General features: G+C 67.8%; 19 protein-coding genes. 8 read left to right on the top strand and 11 right to left on the bottom strand.

The features are described 5' to 3' along the window. Positions 1-98 precede the first annotated feature (98 nt). Both sciP and MF607_RS13400 read left to right on the top strand, forming a co-directional pair. Positions 99-401 carry a CtrA inhibitor SciP gene (gene sciP / locus MF607_RS13405; RefSeq protein ID WP_242119584.1) on the top strand — a complete coding sequence of 101 codons (303 nt, stop codon included), beginning with the start codon at positions 99-101 and terminating at the stop codon, positions 399-401. A 108-nt stretch (positions 402-509) separates the two neighbouring features. Beyond that, on the top strand, positions 510-761 hold the full coding sequence (locus MF607_RS13400; RefSeq protein WP_242119582.1) for a GlsB/YeaQ/YmgE family stress response membrane protein: 252 nt from the start codon (positions 510-512) through the stop codon (positions 759-761). A 105-nt stretch (positions 762-866) separates the two neighbouring features. Here the strand turns inward: MF607_RS13400 and MF607_RS13395 are convergent, their stop codons facing one another. Then, positions 867-2,837, bottom strand: coding sequence for a GAF domain-containing protein (locus MF607_RS13395; RefSeq protein WP_242119580.1), 1,971 nt, complete (start codon positions 2,835-2,837; stop codon positions 867-869). Positions 2,838-2,980: 143 nt separating this feature from the next. Then, positions 2,981-3,523 (bottom strand): peptide-methionine (S)-S-oxide reductase MsrA, encoded by a 543-nt coding sequence (msrA, locus tag MF607_RS13390; RefSeq protein WP_242119578.1) that lies wholly within the window; start codon positions 3,521-3,523, stop codon positions 2,981-2,983. A gap of 65 nt (positions 3,524-3,588) precedes the next feature. On the opposite strand from msrA, the gene galE reads away from it, so the two are divergent. Beyond that, positions 3,589-4,590 carry a UDP-glucose 4-epimerase GalE gene (gene galE, locus MF607_RS13385; protein WP_242119576.1) on the top strand — a complete coding sequence of 334 codons (1,002 nt, stop codon included), beginning with the start codon at positions 3,589-3,591 and terminating at the stop codon, positions 4,588-4,590. Here the strand turns inward: galE and ligD are convergent, their stop codons facing one another. Both ligD and ku read right to left on the bottom strand, forming a co-directional pair. Next, positions 4,591-7,002: a DNA ligase D gene (ligD, locus tag MF607_RS13380; protein ID WP_242119574.1), complete on the bottom strand. Its 2,412-nt coding sequence runs from the start codon at positions 7,000-7,002 to the stop codon at positions 4,591-4,593. It lies immediately after the preceding gene. Between the two features lies 1 nt (position 7,003). Next, positions 7,004-7,903 (bottom strand): non-homologous end joining protein Ku, encoded by a 900-nt coding sequence (gene ku, locus MF607_RS13375; protein ID WP_242119572.1) that lies wholly within the window; start codon positions 7,901-7,903, stop codon positions 7,004-7,006. Between the two features lie 117 nt (positions 7,904-8,020). Here ku and pdxH point away from each other — a divergent pair, with 117 nt between their 5' ends. From pdxH to MF607_RS13355, 4 genes are all read left to right on the top strand, one after another. Continuing rightward, complete coding sequence (gene pdxH / locus MF607_RS13370) at positions 8,021-8,596, top strand: pyridoxamine 5'-phosphate oxidase (RefSeq protein WP_242119569.1); 576 nt, start codon at positions 8,021-8,023, stop codon at positions 8,594-8,596. Beyond that, positions 8,593-9,549, top strand: a complete 957-nt coding sequence (locus tag MF607_RS13365; RefSeq protein ID WP_242119567.1) for a cation diffusion facilitator family transporter — start codon at positions 8,593-8,595, stop codon at positions 9,547-9,549. Before pdxH ends, MF607_RS13365 begins: the two co-directional genes overlap by 4 nt. Beyond that, on the top strand, positions 9,549-10,331 hold the full coding sequence (locus tag MF607_RS13360; protein ID WP_242119564.1) for a PhzF family phenazine biosynthesis protein: 783 nt from the start codon (positions 9,549-9,551) through the stop codon (positions 10,329-10,331). Before MF607_RS13365 ends, MF607_RS13360 begins: the two co-directional genes overlap by 1 nt. Positions 10,332-10,397: 66 nt before the next feature. Next, entirely contained in the window at positions 10,398-11,459 is a 1,062-nt protein-coding gene (locus tag MF607_RS13355) for an LLM class flavin-dependent oxidoreductase (protein WP_242119563.1), read from the top strand. Here the strand turns inward: MF607_RS13355 and MF607_RS13350 are convergent. From MF607_RS13350 to MF607_RS13340, 3 genes are read right to left on the bottom strand one after another with little or no spacing between them, the layout of a single operon-like run. Then, positions 11,381-12,766 (bottom strand): sensor histidine kinase, encoded by a 1,386-nt coding sequence (locus MF607_RS13350; protein ID WP_242119561.1) that lies wholly within the window; start codon positions 12,764-12,766, stop codon positions 11,381-11,383. The two genes, MF607_RS13355 and MF607_RS13350, sit on opposite strands and share 79 nt — an antisense overlap. Before the next feature lie 7 nt (positions 12,767-12,773). Continuing rightward, positions 12,774-13,463 (bottom strand): response regulator transcription factor, encoded by a 690-nt coding sequence (locus MF607_RS13345; RefSeq protein ID WP_242119558.1) that lies wholly within the window; start codon positions 13,461-13,463, stop codon positions 12,774-12,776. A gap of 21 nt (positions 13,464-13,484) precedes the next feature. Beyond that, positions 13,485-13,787 (bottom strand): PepSY domain-containing protein, encoded by a 303-nt coding sequence (locus MF607_RS13340; protein WP_242119556.1) that lies wholly within the window; start codon positions 13,785-13,787, stop codon positions 13,485-13,487. Positions 13,788-13,885: 98 nt separating this feature from the next. Between MF607_RS13340 and MF607_RS13335 the strand changes: the two genes are divergently transcribed. Continuing rightward, entirely contained in the window at positions 13,886-15,655 is a 1,770-nt protein-coding gene (locus MF607_RS13335) for an ATP-binding cassette domain-containing protein (RefSeq protein ID WP_242119554.1), read from the top strand. Positions 15,656-15,682: 27 nt separating this feature from the next. On the opposite strand, the gene MF607_RS13330 is transcribed toward MF607_RS13335, so the two are convergent. Genes MF607_RS13330 through prsK form a run of 4 tightly spaced genes read right to left on the bottom strand, consistent with a single transcriptional unit; the run spans position 15,683 to position 21,951 of the window. Then, positions 15,683-16,492 (bottom strand): DUF815 domain-containing protein, encoded by an 810-nt coding sequence (locus MF607_RS13330; RefSeq protein ID WP_242119551.1) that lies wholly within the window; start codon positions 16,490-16,492, stop codon positions 15,683-15,685. A gap of 20 nt (positions 16,493-16,512) precedes the next feature. Beyond that, positions 16,513-18,567 (bottom strand): tetratricopeptide repeat protein, encoded by a 2,055-nt coding sequence (locus MF607_RS13325; RefSeq protein ID WP_242119548.1) that lies wholly within the window; start codon positions 18,565-18,567, stop codon positions 16,513-16,515. Continuing rightward, complete coding sequence (gene prsR / locus MF607_RS13320; RefSeq protein WP_242119546.1) at positions 18,551-19,906, bottom strand: PEP-CTERM-box response regulator transcription factor; 1,356 nt, start codon at positions 19,904-19,906, stop codon at positions 18,551-18,553. Before prsR ends, MF607_RS13325 begins: the two co-directional genes overlap by 17 nt. Continuing rightward, on the bottom strand, positions 19,903-21,951 hold the full coding sequence (prsK, locus tag MF607_RS13315; RefSeq protein ID WP_242119544.1) for an XrtA/PEP-CTERM system histidine kinase PrsK: 2,049 nt from the start codon (positions 21,949-21,951) through the stop codon (positions 19,903-19,905). Before prsK ends, prsR begins: the two co-directional genes overlap by 4 nt. Between the last annotated feature and the right edge of the window lies 1 nt (position 21,952).

Raw genomic sequence — 21,952 nt, 5'->3', positions numbered from 1 at the left:
ACCATGTTTACCTAGCCGTTTTAGCCCATGTTCAAACGTAAGCCCGCATGACCGCAGAAGTAGGTTTCAGGGGTCCCCACCCCGGCTCGAGGTCCAGTATGATTGAGAACCAGAAAATCCGTCCGGCAAAGGTGATCGGTCCGCTTGGCGAACCGCTCACGATCGACTCGCTGCCACCGCCCGACACGACCCGCTGGGTCGTGCGGCGCAAGGCGGAAGTGGTCGCGGCGGTCAATGGCGGATTGCTGAGCGTCGACGACGTCTGCATGCGCTACAACCTGTCGGCGGAGGAATTCGCCGGGTGGCAGCGCGCGGTCGACCGGTCGGGCATGCCGGGGCTGCGGGTGACGCGAATCCAGCACTACAAGACGCTGTACGAACGGCAGCAGCGGAAATATTGAGTATCCGTTAAATACGGAGGCGGAACAAGCTAGTCCGTTGAGAGTCTTTCCATCTGTACACCCGGTACGCACGGACCGGGTCGCAGGCACCAAATGGAGGGACGTCAAATGGGTATCATTCTCTGGCTCATCGTGGGCGGTGTCGTTGGTTGGCTGGCCAGCATCATCATGCGGACCGACGCGCAGCAGGGCATCTTTCTGAACATCGTCGTCGGGATCGTCGGTGCGGTGATCGCCGGTTTCGTCACCGGGGCGAACATCAATAACGGCATTACCGTGATGAGCTTCCTGTATTCGCTGGTCGGCGCGATCGTGCTGCTGGCGATCGTGAACCTCGTCCGTCGCGGTACGGTGCGCTAAGCATCCGCTTTCCTCACGGAAAACAATGGGCCGCCCCTCACCGGGCGGCCTTTTTGTTTTGGAAGATCGAGTACGGCATGGCGGTCGCGCGCGACCGGACTCGTATCAACTTGCGGTCAGGTCGGACAGGGTCGCGCGCATGGTCACGATGATCCCCGCCGGATCGAAGCAGATCTCGCTGTCGCCATTCCCGGTCAGTCCCAATCGCAACAGCTTCGATCCGAAACCGCGCCGGCTCGGCGTCCATACGGGCGGACCGCCCGCCTCGCGCCAGTCGAAGCGAAGCACGCCGTCGGTAACGGTCCAGTCGATCGATACCAGGCCGTCAGCGTTGGAAAGCGCGCCATATTTGACGGCGTTCGTGCCCAGTTCGTGCAGGATCAGCGCCAGCGAAAGCGCCGCGCGCGCACCAAGCGCGACGTCGCCGCCCGACAGCATGATGCGATCGTCGCAGCCGAACACCGCCAGCACCTGACCGATCGTCGCGCGCATATCGGCACCGACCCAGTTGCGGTCGACCAGCACGTCATGCGCGACACCCAAGGCCTGTAGTCGCCGCTCGAACGCGGCGAGCGGCTCACGATCGACCGCGCCGCGCAACGTCTGCGACGCGATCGCCTGCACCATCGACAGCGTATTCTTCAACCGGTGCGCCAGTTCCTGGATCAACAGGCTCTGGCGCGCCTCCGATTCGACCTGCCCCATGCCGACCTCGACCCGGTCCGCGACCTTGCGCAGGAACCCGATCTCCTCCGACCGCCAGCCGCGGGGCGCGGGGTCATGGACCAGAAATGCCGACACGGTACGGCCGTCGCGGCGCACGGGCACGATGACGAAGGCGCCGATCGGCATCGCCAGCAACGCATCGGCGCGACCCAGCGTGCGTGAATCGGTCTGCACGTCGCGTACGACCACCGCCTCCCCGCGCTCGATCGCATCATGGAGTGCGCCGAAATCGCAAAGATTGCGCCGCCCGGCCAGCATCGGCCCGCCCGCGCGCGTCCAGTCGGGTTCGATCTCGATATGCGTCGTCGTCGCATCGATGCGGCCGAATCCGGCCCCGGCGACGTCCAATGTCTCGCCGACCAGTGTCGAGGCGACCTGCGCTACCGCAGCGGCGTCGTGACAGTCGCGCAACATGTCGCCGAGTTCGATCAGCGCGTTCTGCCGACCATCGGCACCACGTTCGTCGGTAATGTCCTGCAGGATCGCGCCGAAGCGTTCGCTGTCGATGCGGAAACAATGTCCGCGAAACCAGCGACGCAGCGTCGGGATATGGTGGACGAAGCCGACCGGGGTCCCGTCGCGCAACAATCCGTGCAGGTCGTCGGCCCAGCGCGCCGGTGCGGCCAGGTCGAGCACTCGTCCGGTCTTGGCCAGCATCGTCGCGCGATCGATACCCCATAGCGCGTACCACGCCGGATTGGCGTCGAAGAACTGCCAGTCGACGACCCGACCGTCCTCGCCGCGAAGCGCCTCACCCAGTGCGAAGCCATCGCCTAGATTCTCGAACAATCCCTGCCAGCGCTGCTCGTTGCCGCTGAGCGCCGTCTCGGCATCGGCGATGCGTGCCAGCGTGGCTTCGCGTTCGGCGAGCAGCCGCCGCGTCTCCAGCGTCGTCACCACCTGTCGCGCGAGGCTGTGCATCATCTCGCGCTGGAGGTCGCTCATTCCCTCCGGCCGGGGCACGATATCGAGCACGCACAGCGTCCCGATCGCCACACCGTTCAGGCGCAACGGCACGCCCGCGTAGAAGCGCACCATCGGTCCGGCGGTCACGATCCCGCTGTCGCGGGTGCGGGGATCGGTCGACAGGTCGGGGATGACCAACATGTCCTCGGCATCAAGCGCGTGGACACAGATCGCGTCGTCGAGCGAGGTGCCGGGCGCGTCGGTGCCGACCCGGGCGGAGAACCACTGCCAATCGGTATCGATGACGGTGACGAGCGCGACCGGGGCCGCACAAATCTGTGCCGCCAACCGAACCAGATCGTCCTGCGCCGCGTCCCCGGTCGGCTGTGTCAGGCGATATTCGCGTATCGCCGCCAGCCGCTCCGTCGCCGCGGGGTCGTCCATCGCCCCCATGTCATATGCCCCCAAGGCCATGTTCCGAATAGCAATTTCCCGGGGACGACACAAGGGCCGCGCCATGGTTGGCACGGCCCTTGCACAAAAGGCCCATAACAGGCCAGCGCCATTTACATCGGTTCCGGGTGCGATCAGGCGGTCTCGGCACTCCGCGTCCGCGCAGCAAAGCTCTTGCGAAGCTTCTGCAACTTGGGCGGAATGACCGCTAGGCAATAGGGATTGCGCTGTCCTTCGCCTTCCCAATATTCCTGATGATAATCCTCGGCCGGATACCAGGTCGTCAGCGGCTCGATGGTCGTCACGATCTTGCCGCGACCTTCGCCCGCCCGCTCGATCCCGGCGCGCGCCGCCGCTTCCTGCGCGTCCGACATCGGGAAGATTGCCGAGCGATATTGCGTACCTACGTCATTGCCCTGGCGGTTGAGCTGCGTCGGATCATGCGTCGCGAAGAAGATGTCGAGCAGCTCGTCATAGCCGATCACGGCAGGGTCATAGGTGACGCGGATCGCTTCGGCATGGCCGGTATCGCCGCCACAGACCTGCATGTAGGTCGGATGCTCGGTCGTGCCGCCGATATAGCCGCTTTCGACCTGTTCGACGCCGATCACATCGCGAAATACCGCTTCGGTACACCAAAAACATCCACCGGCGAAGATCGCCTGTTCGGTAGCCATTGCGTAATCTCCTTCTGTCAGGGAGATAGGCGCGCGCTGCGGCGGTACAATCGGGGACAGACAAGATGAGCGACGGCAAGGTTCTGGTTACGGGCGGGGCGGGGTATATCGGCAGCCATGCGGTGCTGGCGTTGCTCGACGCCGGACATGATGTCGTCGTGATCGACAATCTGGTCACCGGCTTCGACTGGGCGGTCGATTCGCGCGCCGCGCTGGTCGTCGCCGACATCGCCGACGACAATGCCGTCCGCGCGGCGCTGCGCGAGCACAAGGTCCATGCCATCCTCCACTTCGCCGGATCGGTCGTCGTGCCCGAATCGGTCGAGAACCCGCTCAAATATTACCGCAACAACACCGCCGCCTCGCGCAGCCTGATCGAAAGCGCGGTGGCCGAAGGGGTGAAGCACTTCATCTTCTCCTCGACCGCCGCGACCTATGGCATTCCCGAGGTCGTGCCGGTGCGCGAGGACAGCCCGAAACAGCCGATCAATCCGTACGGCATGTCGAAGCTGATGACCGAAATCATGCTGGCCGACGTCGCCGCCGCGCATCCGATCAACTATGCCGCGCTGCGCTATTTCAACGTGGCGGGCGCCGACCCCAAAGGCCGCTCGGGCCAGTCGACGGCGGGCGCCACCCACCTCATCAAGGTCGCGGTCGAGGCGGCGATCGGCAAGCGCAGCCATGTCGGCGTCTATGGCACCGATTTCGCGACCCCCGACGGCACCGGCGTGCGCGACTATATCCATGTCACCGACCTTGCCGATGCGCATGTCCATGCGCTCGACCTGCTGATGGCCGATCCAACCAGGAACCACACGATGAACGCCGGCTATGGCCGCGGCTATTCGGTCCTCGAAGTGCTCGACGCCGTCGACCGGGTCACCAACCTGACCATCGACCGCCGGCTCGAAGGGCGTCGCGCCGGCGATCCCGACGCGCTGGTCGCCGACAACAGCACCATCCTGTCGACGCTGCCCTGGCGCCCGCAACATGCCGATCTCGACCAGATCGTCCGCGACGCGCTGTCGTGGGAACGCGCGCTGGCGGAGCGCCACGCGCAGTAATCACCGGTCGGGCAACACCTGATCGGCGACGCCCCAGCCGGCGAGCAGCCGGCTGTCGGCGCGTTTCAGCAATTCCGTAGCGTCGCGGATCGTCCAGCGCGCCGGGCTGTCGATGTCGTCGAGTTCGCGCCATGCGACCGGGGCCGCCACCGGCGCCCCGGCCCGTGCCCGCGCCGAATAGGGCAGCACGGCGGTGCTGCCGCGCTGGTTGCGCAGCCAGTCGATGAAGATGCGCCCTTTGCGCTTCGCCTTCGCCATCGTCGCGACGAAGCGATCGGGCTCCGCCTGCGCCAAGGCGCGCGAGAAGCGATCGGCGAAATCCTTGACCGCCGGCCACTGCGCCTGCGGGGTCAGCGGCACCACGACATGCACGCCCTTCCCCCCCGACAGCATCGCAAAGCTCGCCAGCCCGAGATCGGCGAGATGCCGGTGCAGGTCGTGCGCCGCGCGCTTCACGTCGCCGAAATCGAGCCCCTCATCGGGGTCGAGGTCGAACACCATCCGGTCGGGCCGCTCGACGTCACCGACGCCCGAACCCCAGCCGTGAAACTCGATCGTCCCCATCTGCACGCAGGCCAGCAGCCCGGCGGCATCGCGCACGAACAGATAGGGTTCGCGCCCGCCATCCTTCTCGGCAATCTCGACCGACAAGACCGCATCGCCGAAGCTGCCCGCATCATGTTTCTGGAAGAAGCACGCTTTCGCCCGCCCCTGCGGACAGCGCACCAGACTGATCGGCCGGTTCGCCGCCCATGGCAGCAACAGCGGCGCGACCGCATCGACATAGTCGGCCAGATCACCCTTGGTCAGCCGGTCGCCCGGAAAGATCACCCGGTCGGCACTGGTGATCCGCACCGCCGACGTCCGCTCGACCGGCGCCGGCGTCTCGCGCACCACGTCCTTGGCCGCCTTGTCGCCGCGCAGCCCCAGAAAGCTGGCATGGCGGACGATCTGATCCGCAGTGAATTCGGCGAAGGCGATCTCGGCGACCAGTTCGGGCTTCACGAACCGCGCCCCGCGCCGCACCGGTGCCGGCAGGTCGAGCGGCGCGGTCTTGCGCTCCAGCGGCGCCAGCGCGTCGCGCACTTCCGCCATGGTCGCGGCGTCGAACCCGGTGCCGACCCGCCCGGCATAGCGCAGCCCGTCCTCGCCCTGCACCGCCAGTAGCAACGACTTGAACGGCCGCCCCCGCGCCTCGCTGGGGCTCCAGCCGACGATGACGAATTCCTGTCGATGGGTGCATTTGACCTTCACCCAGGCTCTGCTCCGGGTGCCGCGATAGGGGGCGTCGGCCGCTTTCGACACGATCCCCTCATACCCCTCACGGCACATCGCCTCGAACAGTTGCTCGCCCGATCCGGTGACGTGCTCGGAATAGGCCAGCCGCGCATCGGCATCGGCCAGCGCCGCCTGCAACCGTTCCTTGCGCCGCACCAGCGGTTCGTCGCGCCGGTCGCCCTCGCCATCCACCAGCAGGTCGAACAGGAAACAGCGCATGTCGCCGCCTTCCTTGATCGCCGCCTGCAGCGTCGAGAAGTCGGGCTTGCCGTCGTGCAACGCCACGACCTCGCCATCGAGCAGCAGCCCCGGCGGCAGGCTTGCCGCGGCCTCGGCGATGCCCGGAAACTTGTCCGTCCAGTCCAGCCCGGTGCGGGTATAGAGGCGCGGACCGTCGCCACCGGTCGCGATCAGGATGCGATAGCCGTCATATTTGACCTCGTGCAGCCAGTTGCTGCCCGCCGGCACGCTGTCGACCAGCGTCGCCAGTTGCGGTTCGGTAAAATCGGGTCGACTTGCCTTGGCCTTGGCCCGCTTCTTCGCCTTCGCTGGCGGCTTTTCGGCGGCGATCTCCTCCATCGTCCGCCCGGTCTTGACGCTGGTCAGCAGCGTATCGGTCAGCGTGTCGGTACCACCGGCTTCGCCATCGGCAACCTTGCGCAGCAGCCAGTTCTCGCGCTTCTCCTTGCCCCTGGGTTTCAGGCGGACCAGCAGCCATTCGCCGCGCATCCGCGTGCCCGCCAGCACGAAATGGAGATGCCCCTTGTCCAGATCCTTCGCCGACTTGCCCTTGATCGGCGACCATGTCCCCTCGTCCCACAGCATCACCGTGCCGCCGCCATATTCGCCCGCCGGGATCACGCCCTCGAATTCCGCGTAGGATAAAGGATGATCCTCGGTGCGGACGGCGAGGCGCTTCTGATCGGGATCGATGCTGGGGCCGCGCGTCACCGCCCAGCTTTTGAGCACGCCATCGATCTCGAGCCGGAAATCATAGTGCAGCCGGGTGGCGTCGTGCTTCTGGACGATGAAGCGGTTGCCCTTGCCTTTCGCCAGCGTCCCGGCCGGTTCGGCGGTTCGTGCGAAATCACGCTTGGCATTATAGCTTGCCAGCGGATCGGATTTGCCGGCCATGTCAGGCGCGCTTGCGCGCCGCCGGCTTGCGGGCGGTGGTCTTGGCGACCGGCTTGGCCTTGGGGGCGGCGCGTTTCTTGGGCGCGGGCTTGTCGTCGCTCGCCTTTGCCGCGCCGCCCTTCTCCAGCGATTTCTTGAGCGCGGCCATCAGGTCGACGACATTGCCGCCGCTCGGGCGTTCCTCTTCGCTGGTATCGACGATCTTGCGCCCCTTGGCCTTCACCTTGCGCTCGACCAGATCCTTCAGCGCATCGACATAGCGGTCGTGAAACTCCTGCGGGTCGAACTTCGCGGTCTTCTTGGCGATCAGCGTCTCGGCGAGGTCGAGCAGGTCCTCGTCGGGCTTGGCATCGGGGATGTCGCGGAAATAGCCCTGCGCCCGGTTGACCTCGTCGGCATAGCGCAGCGTCTCCAGCACCAGCCCGCGGCCACAGGGTTTGAGGCTGACGACATATTCGCGCCCGCGCAGCGCCAGCTGGCCCAGCCCCACCTTCTTCGTGCGCTTCAGCGCCTCGCGCAGCACGATGAACGCCTCTTCGGCGAGATCGTCGGCGGGCACCACGAAATAAGGCTTCTCATAATAGATCACGTCGATCTCGTGCGCGTCGACGAACTGGGTCAGCTCAAGCGTCTTTTTCGACTCCAGCTTGACCGCGTCGATCTCCTCCTGATCGAGCAGGACATATTCGCCCTTCTCGATCTGATAGCCCTTCATGATCTCGTCGGGGTCGACGGGGCCGATGCCGGTCACCGATTTCTCGTAATGGATCGGCTTGCCGCTGGGTTCGTGGATCTGGCGAAAGCTGATGCTCGCCCCCGATTTGGTCGCGCTGTAGATTTCGACCGGGATCGAGACGAGGGCGAGGCGAATCTGCCCCTGCCAATATGCGCGCGCCGCCATCGCCATTTCCCCCTGAATCGTTGCTCAACCGATTCAATTCGCAGCGGAATGAGTCGTTCCGCGCGCATCGATCGCGCCGGGGTGAAATCGTCGGCGAAAGGGCGTATGTGGCGCCGCATGACCGATCCTTTCGACCTGTTCGATCAATGGTTCGCCGAAGCCAGAACCAGCGAACCCAATGATCCCAATGCGATGGCGCTGGCGACCGCCGATACCGCCGGACGGCCGTCGGTGCGGATGGTGCTGCTGAAGGGTCATGGCCCCGATGGTTTCGTCTTCTACACCAATCGCGAGGGGCGCAAGGCCGCCGACCTGGCCGCCAATCCCAACGCCGCCTTGCTCTTCCACTGGAAATCGCTGCGTCGGCAAATCCGGATCGAAGGGCCGGTGACGCTGGCGAGCGATGCCGAATCCGACGCCTATTTCGCGTCGCGCAGCCGCGATTCGCAGCTTGGCGCTTGGGCATCGGACCAGTCGCGCCCGCTCGATTCGCGCGAGACGTTCGAGACGCGCTTTGTCGAAATGTCGGACCGGTTCGCGGGACAGGACGTGCCACGCCCACCCTTTTGGGGCGGTTATCGCGTGACGCCGAAGGTCATCGAGTTCTGGCAGGATCGTGCGCACCGGCTGCACGAACGCCGCCTGTTCACCGCGACCGCCAATGGCTGGTCGGAAGGATTGTTGTTCCCATGACCGAGATTGAACGCAAGCGGGTGATCCCGCTCGCCACCCGCGCCGCCATCGCGTCGGTGACGATGGCGCTGTTCCTGCTGGGACTGAAGGGGTTCGCGGCATGGCATACCGGGTCGGTGGCGATGCTGGGCAGCCTTGCCGACACCGCGCTCGACCTGCTCGCCAGCCTCGTGACGCTGTACGGCGTGCGCCTCGCCGCGACGCCGGCCGACCATGACCATCGCTTCGGCCATGGCAAGGCGGAGGCGCTGGCGGCGCTGTTTCAGGTGATGCTCATCACCGCCTCCGCAGCGGGCATCGCATGGCGAGCCATCGCCGCCTTCGGCGCGCCGGGCGAGACGCAGGACGTCGAATTCGGCATCGGCGTGTCGGTGATCGCGATGATCGCGACCTTTGCGCTGCTTGCCTACCAGAAATCGATCATCAACCGCACCGGATCGGTCGCGATCCGCGCCGACAATGTCCATTACCAGTCCGACCTGTTGCTCAACCTCGCGGTGATCGTCGCGATGGTGCTCGACCAGGTATTCCACATTCGCGGCGCCGATCCGGTGATGGGCATTTTGATCGCGCTGTGGCTGGGCTGGGGTGCGTTCCAGGCGTCGAGCCAGGCGATCGACCAGTTGATGGACAAGGAATGGCCGGAGGAGGAGCGCCGCGCGTTCCTCGAGGTCGCCGCCCGGCAGGACGGGTTGCGCGGCATCCACGACTTCCGCACGCGCCGCTCGGGCAGCCACGACTTCGCGCAATTCCATATGGAGGTCGCGCGCGACATGACCGTCGCCGATGCGCATGACGTGGTCGAGAATGTCGAACACGCGCTCCGCCGCGCCTTTCCCAAGGTGGAGGTACTTATACATCTCGATCCCGAAGGCCATGTCGACACCGACAACCCGCTGGTCGAGGCGGACGTGACCCCGCACTGGTTCGGCAAGCGCGTGGGCAGTTATTGATGGCAATGCCGTTCACGGTCGTCGACGCGTTCGCCGACCGGCCGTTCGCGGGCAATCCGGCGGCGGTGATGCTGCTCGACGCATGGCCCGACGATGCGCTGCTCCAGTCGATCGCGCGCGAACATAATCGGTCGGAAACGGCGTTCCTCGTGCCGATGGACGGCGCGGCAGACTATGAACTGCGCTGGTTCACCCCGACCGTCGAGGTCGCGATGTGCGGCCATGCCACGCTGGCGAGCGGGCATGTCGTGTTGGGTGACCGAGACGCGGTCCGCTTCGCCACGCGCAAGGCCGGGGTGCTGACCGTCCGGCGCAACGGCGATGGCTATACGCTCGACCTGCCGGTGACGCGCGTCGCGCCTGCGCCGGACGCGGCGTTGCTGGCGGCGCTGGGGTGCGACGGCGAGGTGTTCGCCAGCGTTTCCGGCGCGCAGCAGACCAGCATTATCCTGCTCTCCGACGCGGCGGCGGTGCGCGCCTGTGCGCCGGACATGGCGGCGCTGTCGGCGTGCGAGGTAATGGCGATCGTCACCGCGCCCGGCGATGTCGCCGATATCGTCAGCCGGGTGTTCGTGCCCGCATGGGGCGTCGATGAGGACCCGGTGACCGGATCGGCGCATGCTGCGCTCGCCCCGTTCTGGGCCGAACGGCTGGGACGCGAGCGCTTCACCGCCTATCAGGCGAGCGCACGGGGCGGGCAACTGACCTGTAGGCTGGCCGGGGATCGTGCTATATTGGGCGGGCAGTGCGTCACCGTGATGCGGGGCGAGTTGCTGCTGTAGCTTTGCTTGGGGCCGGGCAATGCGGAGTTGGGTAGCAATCGGCAACCGACGCCCCATCTCCTTGCCATGACCCGCTATTCGATGCTCGACCTCGTCCCCGTCCGTCAGGGGGGCACCCCCGGCGAAGCGCTGGCCGCCGCTGCCGACCTTGCCACCCATGCCGAAGCCCTTGGCTATCATCGCTACTGGGTGGCGGAACATCACGGCATGCCCGGTATCGCCAGCGCGGCGACGGCGGTGGTGATCGGGCATATCGCCGCCGCGACCAAGGCGATCCGCGTCGGTGCGGGCGGGATCATGCTGCCCAACCATGCGCCGCTGACCATCGCCGAACAGTTCGGTACGCTCGACGCGCTGTATCCGGGGCGGATCGACCTCGGTTTGGGTCGCGCACCGGGATCGGACCAGATCGTCGCCCGCGCGCTGCGCCGGACTTTGGATAGCGATCCCAACGCCTTTCCGCAGGACGTGGTCGAGCTGCAGCGTTACTTCGCCGATGATGCGCGCGGCGGCATTCGCGCGGTGCCGGGGGCCGGGGCAAAGGTCGATTTGTGGATCCTCGGGTCGTCGCTGTTCGGCGCACAGCTCGCGGCGATGCTCGGCTTGCCCTATGCCTTCGCCTCGCACTTCGCGCCGGCGGCGCTCGATCAGGCGCTGGAGGCGTATCGGCGCAACTTCCGGCCGTCGGCGGTGCTCGACAAACCTTATGCAGCGGCGGCGTTCAACGTGCTGGCCGCCGATACCGATACGGAGGCCCGGCTGCTCGCCAGTTCGACCGAACAGATGTTCGTCGCGATCCGTACCGGCCAGCCGATCGAGCTGCCCCCGCCGGTCGACGGCTATCGCGAGCGGATCGGTGCGAAGGGCAATGCGATCCTCGACCATGTCCTCGAATGTTCGGCGATCGGGGGGCCGGAGACGGTACGCGCGGGGCTGGCCAAGTTCATCGATCGCACCCAGGTCGATGAGGTCATCATCACCGGCGCGATGTTCGATCCGGAGGCGCGCAAGCGCAGCGTGACGATCGCGTCGGAGGCGATGCGCGACCTTCAGGCAGCCGGCAGCCGCAACCTGACCAGCAATCCGCCGAGGTCCTCACTTTCCTCAAGTGAGGCGGTGCCCTCGTAAATCTCCGCGACATCGCGGACGATGGCGAGGCCGAGGCCGGTGCCGGGCTTGCCCGAATCAAGTCGCACGCCACGATCGAAGATGCGCAGCCGGTCGGCCTCCGGGATGCCGCGCCCGTCATCCTCGACCAGCAGTTCGACGAAGCCGGCATCGGCGCGCACCGTCACGAATACGCTGCCCCCGCCATATTTGGCGGCGTTCTCGACCAGATTGCCGAGAATTTCGTCGAGGTCCTGCCGCTCGATCCGCGCGACCAGATCCTTCTGCCCGTCGATATCGATGCGGACATTGGGATAGAGGCGGGCGACGGCACGCTCGACTGCCTCGACCGAGGTCCAGACCTCCGCGCGGCTGTGCGCCGATCCGCGCCGCCCGACCGCGCGGGCGCGAGCGAGATGGTGGTCGACCTGCCGCCGCATCGTCCGCGCCTCGCGGATGACGGTGTCGGCCAGATCGTCCTGCCCGGCAGCGGCGGCATTCATGATGACGGTCAGCGGGGTCTTGAGCGCATGGGCGAGGTTGCCGGCATGACGCCGCGCCTCCTCCGCCTGCCGGTCGTTATGTTCGACCAGCGCGTTGAGTTCCTCGACCAACGGCGCGACTTCGGCGGGCATCGATCCCTCGACCCGCGCCGACTGCCCGGCGCGCAGCCGCGCGATCGCATCGCGCACCGCGCGCAAGGGCAGCAGGCCGTACCAGGTCTGGAGCGTCGCCATGACGATTAGCCCCAGCCCGAGCAGCGCAAACGAGCGCACCAGCGTCTTGCGCAGCGCGGCGATCAGCCCATCGAGCACGTCGCGCGATTCGGCGACCTGGAACCGCCAGACGGTCGACGATCCCGGCAGCGTCAAGTCGCGCTCGACGATGCGCAGCTTCTGTTCGGGAAAGGGTTTGGCGTCATAGACGCGAATATCGGTATAGCGATGACTGCGATCGACCGGCAGCTTGCGGTCCCAGAGCGAACGGGACGGCCAGGTTTCGTGCCCCGGGCCGCTCACCTGCCAGTACAGCCCCGAATAGGGTTCGAGGAACCGCTGGTCGGACAGCTGGCGGTTGAACGTCACCTCGCCGGTCGAATCGATCTCCGCCGAGACGATCAGCGAGTTGAGCAGATATTCGAGCCCGTCATCGGTGTTGCGCGTCACCGCCGACACCAGCACACGGTCGAGCGCGAAGCCGCCGCCGGCCAGCAGCAGCATGATCCACAACGCCGCGACGACGATCATCCGCCGCGACAGCGACCCCGTCACCCGGACATAGGGCCGCGGCGCCGGCGCGCGGGGGGCAGGGTCGGCGCCGGTCGCCATGTTGTGCTCAGTCCTCGGCGCCCGCCGGCTTCGGCGCGCCCGGTTCGTCGAGGCTGTAGCCCAAGCCCCGGATCGTCGTGATGACGTCGGCGCTCAGCTTCTTGCGGATGCGCGTCACGAACACTTCGATCGTGTTCGAATCGCGGTCGAAATCCTGATCGTAGATATGTTCGATCAGCTCGGTGCGGCTTACCACCTTGCCCTTGTGATGCAGCAGGTAGCTCAGCAGCTTATATTCCTGCGCGGTCAGCTTCACCGGCTCGCCGGCGCGCGTGACCTTGCCCGAACGCGTGTCGAGGCGGATGTCGCCCGCGGTCAGTTCGGCCGAGGCATTGCCCGAGGCACGACGGATCAGCGCGCGAAGGCGGGCGATCAGTTCCTCGGTCTGGAACGGCTTGGCGACATAGTCGTCGGCGCCGGCATCCAGCCCCGCTACCTTGTCCGACCAGCTGTCGCGCGCGGTCAGCACCAGCACCGGGGCGCTGCGCCCTTCCTTGCGCCAGCGGTCGAGCACGGTCAGCCCGTCGATCTCGGGCAGGCCGAGGTCGAGGATGATCGCATCATAGGTTTCGGTCGACCCGAGAAAATGCCCCTCCTCGCCATCGGTGGCGAGGTCGACGGCATAGCCCGCACCCTCCAGCGTGGCACGCAGCTGGCGGCCGAGATTGGGTTCGTCCTCGACGATCAGGACGCGCATCGGCTGTTCTCCCCTAGTTGCTTAACGACTGCGGCCGGTGACCTGGCCGGTACGGGCATCGACATCGACCCAGATCACCGCCCCATCGCGCAGGAATTTGAGCGTGTAAATCCCGCGATCGGGATCATAGTCGAAGCCGAGATACTGCGCGCCGCGAACCTGCGGAACGACGCGGCGCTCGATCTCGCGCAGCGGCAGGATCCTGCCTTCCGCCCGCGCGGTCCGGGCCGCCTGATGATCGCGCAGCAACTGATCGGGCATCGCCTGCGCGACCCCCGATACCGCCAGCAATCCCGGAACGAGGAACCGAACGACCATCGACATAGGGCGTGGCATAGGGGCAGGGCCTTGAACACCCCGTGAATAGGGCAGACAGGCTGGCGTAACTTGCTTCGTTCGCGACTGCGGCTTACCTGCCACACATGGCTGCACCGATATTGTCCTATGAGGGCCTTGGATTGATCCAGGGCAATGGCTGGCTGTTTCGCGGACTCGACATCCATGTCGGGCAGCGGGACCGGCTGGCGCTGATCGGGCGCAATGGTGCTGGCAAGACGACGCTGCTGAAGCTGATCGCCGGGTCGATCGATGCCGATGAAGGGCGGCGGACGATCGTGCCGGGCACGCATGTCGTGCTGCTGGAACAGGACCCGCAGGTCGACGGCTATGCGACGCTGCGCGACTTCGCGCTGCGCGGACCGCGTGCGCCCGCCGAGCACGAGGTCGACGCCATCGCCGATCAGCTGGGCATCGACCTGAACCGCGAAGCCGCCACGGCCTCGGGCGGCGAGCGGCGGCGGGCGGCGATCGCGCGCGCGCTGGCGGAAAATCCCGACGTGCTACTGCTCGACGAACCGACCAACCATCTCGACCTGTCGGCGATCGAATGGCTGGAGGAGTGGCTGAACCGCTTCAACGGCGCGTTCATCGTCATCAGCCACGACCGGACCTTCCTGACGCGGCTGACCAAATCGACGCTGTGGCTCGATCGTGGCGGCATCCGCCGGGCGGAGATCGGTTTCGGCGGGTTCGAGGCGTGGATGGAACAGGCCGCCGCCGAAGAGGAGCGTGCGGCGCAGCGGCTGGACGCGAAGCTGAAGATCGAGGAGCATTGGCTCCATCGCGGCGTCACCGCGCGGCGCAAGCGCAATATGGGGCGGCTGGAAAAGCTGCACGAATTGCGGGCGCAGCGGGCGGCGATGCAGGGGCCGCAGGGCACCGCCAAGATCCAGGTCGAGGCCGACGACACCAAGACCAAGGTCGTGATCGACGCCGAGCATGTGACCAAGGCGTTCGGCGACCGCACGGTGCTCAAGGACTTTTCGCTGCGGGTGCGGCGCGGCGACCGGATCGGCATCGTCGGCGGCAATGGCGCGGGCAAGACGACGCTGCTGCGGCTGCTGACCGGCGATCTGGAGCCGGATGCGGGCAAGATCATGCGCGCGCAGACGCTGGACGGCATCGTCATCGACCAGCAACGCAAGCTGATGGCGCCTGAAAAGCGGGTGCGCGACGTGCTGGCCGATGGCGGCGACTGGATCGAGGTCAACGGCTCCAAGAAGCATGTTCATGGCTATCTGAAGGAGTTCCTGTTCGATCCGTCGATCGCCGAGGCGCGGATCGGCACGCTGTCGGGGGGCGAGCGGTCGCGGCTGTTGCTCGCCCGTGAATTTGCGCGGCCGTCGAACCTGCTGGTGCTCGACGAACCGACCAACGATCTCGACCTCGAAACGCTCGATCTGTTGCAGGAAGTGATCGGGGATTATGCCGGCACGGTGCTGATCGTCAGCCACGACCGCGACTTTCTCGACCGGACGGTGACGGTGACGCTGGGGCTGGACGGCAGCGGCCATGTCGATGTCGTGCCGGGCGGCTATGCCGACTGGGTCGCGAAACGGCGCGAGCGGACCGTGGCGAAGGCCAAGGCCGCGAAGCCGGTCGAGGCCGCGCCGAAGCCCAAATCGACCAAGATGAGCTACAAGGACCAGCGCGACCTCGACCTGCTGCCCAAGCGTATCGAGGAACTGGAGGCGGCGATCGAACGCGACGAGGCGCTACTGGCCGATCCGGTGCTGTATACGAAGGACCCGAAGCGCTTCGCAGCACTGACCGCGCAGATCGACAAAGCGCGGGCCGAAAAGGATGCGGCGGAGGAGCGTTGGCTGGCGCTGGCGGAGATGGCGGAGGCCTGAAGCTCCTCCCCGCTGCGCGGGGAGGAATTAGATGGCCTTGCCGTGCTGTCCGGCCAGTTCGGTTACGTACTGCCACGCCACGCGCCCGGAGCGGCTGCCGCGTTTCGTGGCCCAGTTGATCGCGGCCTGCGCATCGAACGGCAGGTCGTATGCCGCGCAATAGCGCTCGACGATCGCGACATAATGATCCTGATCGACGACATGGAAGCCGAGCGACAGGCCGAAGCGGTCGGCCAGCGCCAGCGCATCGTCGATGCCGTCACGCGGGTTGATGGCGCTGTCCTGTTCCTTGAGGTCGCGGGGCACGAGGTGGCGGCGGTTGGCGGTGACGATCAGCCGTACGTTCGGCGGGCGACCCTCCGCGCCGCCCTCCAGCAACGATCGCAGCGCGCGGCCATCGGCGGGCGTGTCGAAGCCGAGATCGTCGACGAACACCACGAACGCCCGTTCGACCGATGAGAGCAGCGCGAACAGCGCGGGCAGTCTGGCGAGCGCGGTCGCCGGTGCCTCGACCAGTGCCAGCCTGCCGCCATCGGCCTGCACCTGACCCACCGCCGCCTTGACCAGCGCCGACTTGCCGGAGCCGCGCGCGCCCCAGAGCAGCACGTCATGCGCCGCTGCCCCCGCCGCCAGCCGCGCCAGATTGGCGGTCAGCGCGTCGCGTTGCGCATCGATACCGACCAGCCGCCCGATCGGCAGCGGCCGGAACCCGCGCGCGGCCGACAGCACCGCCCCGTCCCAGCCATAGGCCGGATGCGCCAGCGGATCGGCGGCGGGCGGCGGCGGTGGCGACAGGCGTTCGAGCGCGGCGGCGATGCGAAGGAGCGGATCGGTCATGCCGCCGCCCTAACCAGCCGCTACCCCGCGATCAACGCCTGCGCCGCGGCGCGATCGGCAAAGCCCTTGTCCGCCAATGCCGCACGGGCATTGGCGATGGCCGCCGGACGGTCCCCGGCGGCGGCGGCGATCTGCGCCATGTGCCAGCGGATGCCGGCATGGGCGGGCGCGATCCGCACCGCCTTCGCCATCACCGGGATCGCCGCGCCGATATTGTCGTTCGCGAACAATGCCCAGCCGAGCGCATCGGCGACCAGCGGATTGGCCGGCGCGATGCGGTAGGCGGCGGCGGCATAATCCTGCGCGATGCCCGGCTGTCCGGTACCGGCATAGGCGTTGGCGAGTCCGGCCAGCACCGCCGCATCGCGGTCGCCGACCAGCGCGCGCAGCCGTTCGAGCGTGTCGATCGCGGCAGCGTCTTCGCCGGCCGCCGCCTGCCACTGCCCCGCGAGCCGCAGCGCGGCGACGCTCGTCGGGTTCTGCGCAAGGTAGAGCGACAGCGCCGCGCTCGCCTGCGCGCGCTGCCCGGCGCGGTCGCGCGCGTCGACCAGTCGCAGCATCGTCGCCTCGTCGAAGCGGGTCGCGGCAGCGCGGGCATAGGCATCGGCCGCCTCGCCCATCCGCCCGGCGGCGGACAGCGCATCGCCGAGCACCAGTTGCGCTGCCGGCGCGCCGGGATTGGCCGCCGTGACCCGCCGGGCCGCCGCGACCGCTTCGGCGGTGTTGCCCGCAGCCGCCAGCGCGCGGATATAGGGCACCGCCACCGCCGGATCGCCCGGGGTCAGCCGTGCATCCTCGGCCAGCATCGCCAGATCCTCGTCGGGCGCGAACGCGCTTGATCGTTCGCGGGCGGGCGAGGCGGCGCGGTCGAGCATCGCCGCCGCCCCTGCCCGGTCGCCCAGCCGCTCCATCGCGCGCGCCGCCAGCGTCAACGTATAGCTGTCCGCGTCACCCCGCGCCGCCGCCGGCCGGATATAGTCGAGCGCGTCCTGTGCGGCGTTGCCCTGCAGCAGCGCCAGCGCCAGCAGCTTGCGCGCGGTGACGTTGGTCGGTTGCCGCGCGACCAGTTCGCGTAGCGCGACCGCCGCCTGCCCCGCATTGCCCTGCGCGAGATCGATCGAGGCGCCGAGCAGCAATGCCCCCGGCACCCCGGCAACGCCGCGTCCGGTCCTGTCGAGAATGCTGCGCGCGGTATCGTAATCGCCCGCACGCGCCGCGAGCACCGCCTGCAGATAATAGCCCTGTGCGCTGCCCGGCCGGACCGCCATCGCCCGCCGCACCGCGTCCAGCATCGCACCCGCGCGCCCGGCATCGCCGAGCGTCGCCGCATATTCGATCAGCGTGTCGTAACCGTACGGATCGCGCTGCAACGCCGCCTCGAACCACGGCAGCGCCGCGACCAGCCCATATTGCGCGCGCACCGTTTCGGCGCGCAGCCGGAGCGCATCGGGAGACGATGGCGCCGCCTTCACCGCCGCCGCTGCGGCGTTGATCGCGCCGACCATGTCGCCGGCCCCCATCCGCATCTGCCCCAGCGCGACCCAGGTCGCCGCGTCCTGCGGGGCGCGGGCGACGATTCCTTCCAATGCGTTCAGCCCGGCGGCGACGTCGCCACCCGCCGCCAACGCCTGTGCCCGGATGCGGTCGGCATAGGGGCGATAGCGCGCCGGGGTCTTGTCGGCTTCGGCGATCGCGCCGGTCGCATCACCCTGCAACAGCCGGGCATGGGCGCGGAGCTGATGGACCCGTTCGGGATCGAAGCCCGCCGCCATCGCGCGGTCGATCGCCCCTTGTGCCGCGCCCCCCTCGCCCAGCACCAAATGGGTGCGCGCCAGCACCGCCTGCGCCAGACCGTAGTTCGGATCGGCAGCGGTCGCCGCCTGCGCCGCTTCGCGCGCTTGCGTCCAATGGCCACCCTCATATTGTGCCAACGCCTGCGCGAGTTTGGTCTTCGCATCGGCGGCATCGGCGCGCGCCGGCAGCACGCCGCCGATCGTGGCGAGCATCCCCGCGACGATCGCCAGCCCGCCGATGCCGAGCAGCGCACGGATCGATCGGTCAGGGCTGCAGGTCATAATTTTTCATCAGGTCGTAGAGCGTCGGGCGGCTGATCCCGAGCAGGCGCGCGGTGCCCGAGATATTGCCCTGCGCCTGCGCCAGCGCCGATCGGATCGCCGCGCGGTCCGCCGCCTCGCGCACCGCTTTCAGGTTGATCGGTCCCGACATCGCCTGCGCGGCACCCAGATCGAGATCGGCGGCAGTCACCGCCTTGCCATCGGCCATGATCGCCGCGCGCTTCACCCGGTTTTCCAGCTCGCGGACATTGCCGGGCCAGCCCCATGCCTCGATCGCAGCGAGCGCGTCGGGGGCGAAACGCTTCTGCCCCAATCCCATCTGCGCCGCGTGCCGGTCGAGGAAGTGGCGCGCCAGCAGCGCGGGATCGCCCGGTCGTTCGCTGAGCGACGGGATGCGCACCACAATCTCGGCCAGCCGGTAATAGAGGTCTTCGCGGAAACGGCCATCGGCGACCATCGCGTCGATATCCTGATGCGTCGCGCAGACGATGCGCGTGTCGACCGGGATCGCCTTGCGCCCGCCGATCCGCTCGATCACCCGTTCCTGCAGGAAGCGCAGCAGCTTGACCTGCAGGGCAAGCGGCACGTCGCCGATTTCGTCGAGGAACAGCGTGCCGCCCGCCGCCTGTTCGATCTTGCCCTCGGTCGTCTTGACCGCGCCGGTGAATGCGCCCTTCTCATGCCCGAACAGCTCGCTTTCGAGCAGCGTTTCGGGGATGGCGGCACAGTTGATGGCGATGAAATTGCCGCGCTTGCGCCGCGACGCGTCATGGACCCCGCGCGCCAGCAATTCCTTGCCGGTGCCCGACGCGCCCAGCAGCATGACCGACACGTCGGCCGGGGCGACGCGCTCGATGGTCCGCGTGACCTTCAGCATTTCGGGCGCGGCGGTAATCATCCCACCCAGCACCGCCTGCCCCTCGATCCGCTCCGCCAGACGGCGATTCTCGGCCTCCAGCGCATGGACGTGGAAGGCACGGGCGACGATCAGCCCCAGCGCGTCGATATCGATCGGCTTGGCATAGAAATCCCATGCGCCCAGATCGATGGCACGCAGCGCGCTCGTCCGGTCGCCATGACCGCTGGCGACGACGATCTTGGTATCGGGCTTGATGGCGAGGATCGCCTCCATCGTCGCAAACCCCTCGCTCACGCCGTCGGGATCGGGCGGCAGGCCGAGGTCGAGCGTCACCACCTGCGGCTCCTCGGCCCGGACGGCGGCGATCGCCGCCTCGCGGTCGCCCGCGACGACGATGTCATAGCCTTCATAGGCCCAGCGCAACTGGCGTTGCAGCCCGGCATCGTCCTCGACGATCAACAGGCACTTGCGGTTCGTCATGCCGCCTGCTCCAGCACGGGGACCGCCGCCGCCAGCGTCACGCGGAAGCGCGATCCCCGGCCGGGCTGGCTGTCGACATCGATCCGGCCACCCATGGCCACCGCCAACTGGCGCGCCTCGAACGCGCCGATGCCAAAGCCCGACGGCTTCGACGACACGAACGGCCGGAACAGCTCGTCGCGGATGAACTGCGCGGTCATGCCGATGCCGGTGTCGACCACCTCGACCCAGACCAGGTCGCCCGTCTCGCCCAGCGCGATGCGGACCGGATCAGCGCCACCGGCATCGAGCGCATTGTGGACCAGATGGTCGATCACCTGCTGCAACCGGGTCGGATCGGCCGAGGCGTAGAGCGTCGCCGGCCCGTCGACCACCACCGCCCCCCGCGCCCGGAACCGCGCCACCGATCCCGCCGCGATGGTCGCCAGCGCGACCGGGCGCAGCGCCTGTTCCCGCGCCGGCTCGCGTTCGGACAGGCGGGCGAGCAGATCGTTCATTCGCGTGGCCGATTCGTTGAGCGTCGCGACCATGTCGGCCCGGAAGTCGGGATTGTCGGCGTGGCGCACGGCGTTGCGAGCGACGAGGCTGAGCTGGCTGACGATGTTCTTCACGTCATGCAGGATGAATGCGAAGCGGCGGTTGAATTCCTCGAACCGGCGCGCCTCGGCCAGCGCCGATTGCGCACGTTCCTCGGCCAGATAGCTTGCCACCTGTCGCCCGGCGATGCGCAGCAGATCGAAATCCTCCCAGTCGAGCGCACGCGCGACCAGCGGCCGCGCCAGCAGGATCGCCCCGGTCAGTTGCCCGAGATGCGGCAGCGGTACGACCACCCATGCCTCGCCTTGCGCCAGCATCGCCGCCGGAACCGCCGCGCCGTCCTGCCCGTCGCAGCGTTCGCGGAGCGGATCGAGTTCGAGGATGCGGCCGGTCGCACGCAGATGGCCGGCCAGCGCGATGCTGTCCCCGGCATCGCCCAGCGCATCCCCCTCCCAGCGCCACGACGCCTCGACCGCCAGTCCGTCGCCTTTTGCGACCAGCAGCAGCCCGGCGGGCGAATCGGTGAGGTCTGCCACCGCCTTGACCAGCCGTTCGTCGAGCGGCGCGGCGCCCTTCGGTTCGCCCAGCGTCTCGGTGAAGCGGGTCCATTCGGCGCGATAGTCATAGCGATGGGTGAAGAGGTGCTTGACCAGCTTGACCTTCACCCATGCCCTGAGCCACCCCGAGGAGGCGGCGGTCAGCACCGCGACGGTCGATCCGAACACGAACGCGGTCTGACCGATGCGGGCATAGGCACCGCCCAGCGTCGCGATCAGGCCGGTCGCCATGATCGTCACGGCGAAATAGGCGATCAGCCCCAGTACCGACAGCGTGTGGAAGGTGGCGGTCCGCGACAATTGCATCCCGCCCTCGCCCGGCCGCGACAGTGCGAGCCCGACGATCAGCGCCAGCGCCGCCAGCGCGACGCCGCGCGCCGCGATCAGTTCGCCCGGCACCTGGCCCAGCAGATAGGCCGCGATGCACAGATTGACGTCGATCAGCCAGAAGGCTCCCGCCGCGACCAGCACCAGCCGCGTCGCCGCACTCGTCGCCGCCGGGAACATGCCGTGCAGCAGCAGCAACGCGCCGAGCGCGGCCAGTGCGCCAAGCACCGTCGACACCTGCGCGATCATCGCCGCCGCCTGGGTCGCCGGTGCGGCGGCGGCGGCGAGGTCGAGGACCAGTTGCGCAAGATCGACCGCCGCGACGCTGCCATAAGCCAGCGTGCGGCCGAGCCCCGCCCCGTTCGCCCCGGCGCGATGCTGGATGGCGATCAGCAGTACCAGCCAGCCGAGCGTGCGCAGCCCCGCGAACAGATGCGAGATCGCCTGCCCGTCGCCGATCCCGGCGACCGACAGCGTCCACAGCGCAGTAAGCGCCAGCGACAGCGACAACCAGCCGCGCGGCAGGGCGGCATCGGCCGCGCCGCGATCGGCGGTCCAGAAGGCGAGCGCGCCGAACAGCAAGGCGGCGATCGCATGGCCCCAGACGATGATCCCGATCAGCATC

This window comes from Sphingomonas lacusdianchii, from assembly GCF_022664395.1.
Lineage (GTDB): Bacteria > Pseudomonadota > Alphaproteobacteria > Sphingomonadales > Sphingomonadaceae > Sphingomonas > Sphingomonas lacusdianchii.
Note: the sequence above shows the minus strand (reverse complement) of the source record. Positions and strands in the feature narration are given on the sequence as shown.

Bases quoted from the DNA above. Each gene is read 5' to 3' on its own strand.
- ku (WP_242119572.1), bottom strand. From the start codon at position 7,903: ATGGCGGCGCGCGCATATTGGCAGGGGCAGATTCGCCTCGCCCTCGTC.
- MF607_RS13365 (WP_242119567.1), top strand. From the start codon at position 8,593: ATGACCGAGATTGAACGCAAGCGGGTGATCCCGCTCGCCACCCGCGCC.
- MF607_RS13400 (WP_242119582.1), top strand. From the start codon at position 510: ATGGGTATCATTCTCTGGCTCATCGTGGGCGGTGTCGTTGGTTGGCTG.
- sciP (WP_242119584.1), top strand. From the start codon at position 99: ATGATTGAGAACCAGAAAATCCGTCCGGCAAAGGTGATCGGTCCGCTT.
- prsK (WP_242119544.1), bottom strand. From the start codon at position 21,951: ATGCTGATCGGGATCATCGTCTGGGGCCATGCGATCGCCGCCTTGCTG.
- MF607_RS13345 (WP_242119558.1), bottom strand. From the start codon at position 13,463: ATGCGCGTCCTGATCGTCGAGGACGAACCCAATCTCGGCCGCCAGCTG.
- MF607_RS13360 (WP_242119564.1), top strand. From the start codon at position 9,549: ATGGCAATGCCGTTCACGGTCGTCGACGCGTTCGCCGACCGGCCGTTC.
- pdxH (WP_242119569.1), top strand. From the start codon at position 8,021: ATGACCGATCCTTTCGACCTGTTCGATCAATGGTTCGCCGAAGCCAGA.
- prsR (WP_242119546.1), bottom strand. From the start codon at position 19,906: ATGACGAACCGCAAGTGCCTGTTGATCGTCGAGGACGATGCCGGGCTG.
- MF607_RS13330 (WP_242119551.1), bottom strand. From the start codon at position 16,492: ATGACCGATCCGCTCCTTCGCATCGCCGCCGCGCTCGAACGCCTGTCG.
- ligD (WP_242119574.1), bottom strand. From the start codon at position 7,002: ATGGCCGGCAAATCCGATCCGCTGGCAAGCTATAATGCCAAGCGTGAT.
- MF607_RS13355 (WP_242119563.1), top strand. From the start codon at position 10,398: ATGACCCGCTATTCGATGCTCGACCTCGTCCCCGTCCGTCAGGGGGGC.
- MF607_RS13340 (WP_242119556.1), bottom strand. From the start codon at position 13,787: ATGTCGATGGTCGTTCGGTTCCTCGTTCCGGGATTGCTGGCGGTATCG.
- MF607_RS13335 (WP_242119554.1), top strand. From the start codon at position 13,886: ATGGCTGCACCGATATTGTCCTATGAGGGCCTTGGATTGATCCAGGGC.
- msrA (WP_242119578.1), bottom strand. From the start codon at position 3,523: ATGGCTACCGAACAGGCGATCTTCGCCGGTGGATGTTTTTGGTGTACC.
- MF607_RS13325 (WP_242119548.1), bottom strand. From the start codon at position 18,567: ATGACCTGCAGCCCTGACCGATCGATCCGTGCGCTGCTCGGCATCGGC.
- MF607_RS13350 (WP_242119561.1), bottom strand. From the start codon at position 12,766: ATGGCGACCGGCGCCGACCCTGCCCCCCGCGCGCCGGCGCCGCGGCCC.
- MF607_RS13395 (WP_242119580.1), bottom strand. From the start codon at position 2,837: ATGGACGACCCCGCGGCGACGGAGCGGCTGGCGGCGATACGCGAATAT.
- galE (WP_242119576.1), top strand. From the start codon at position 3,589: ATGAGCGACGGCAAGGTTCTGGTTACGGGCGGGGCGGGGTATATCGGC.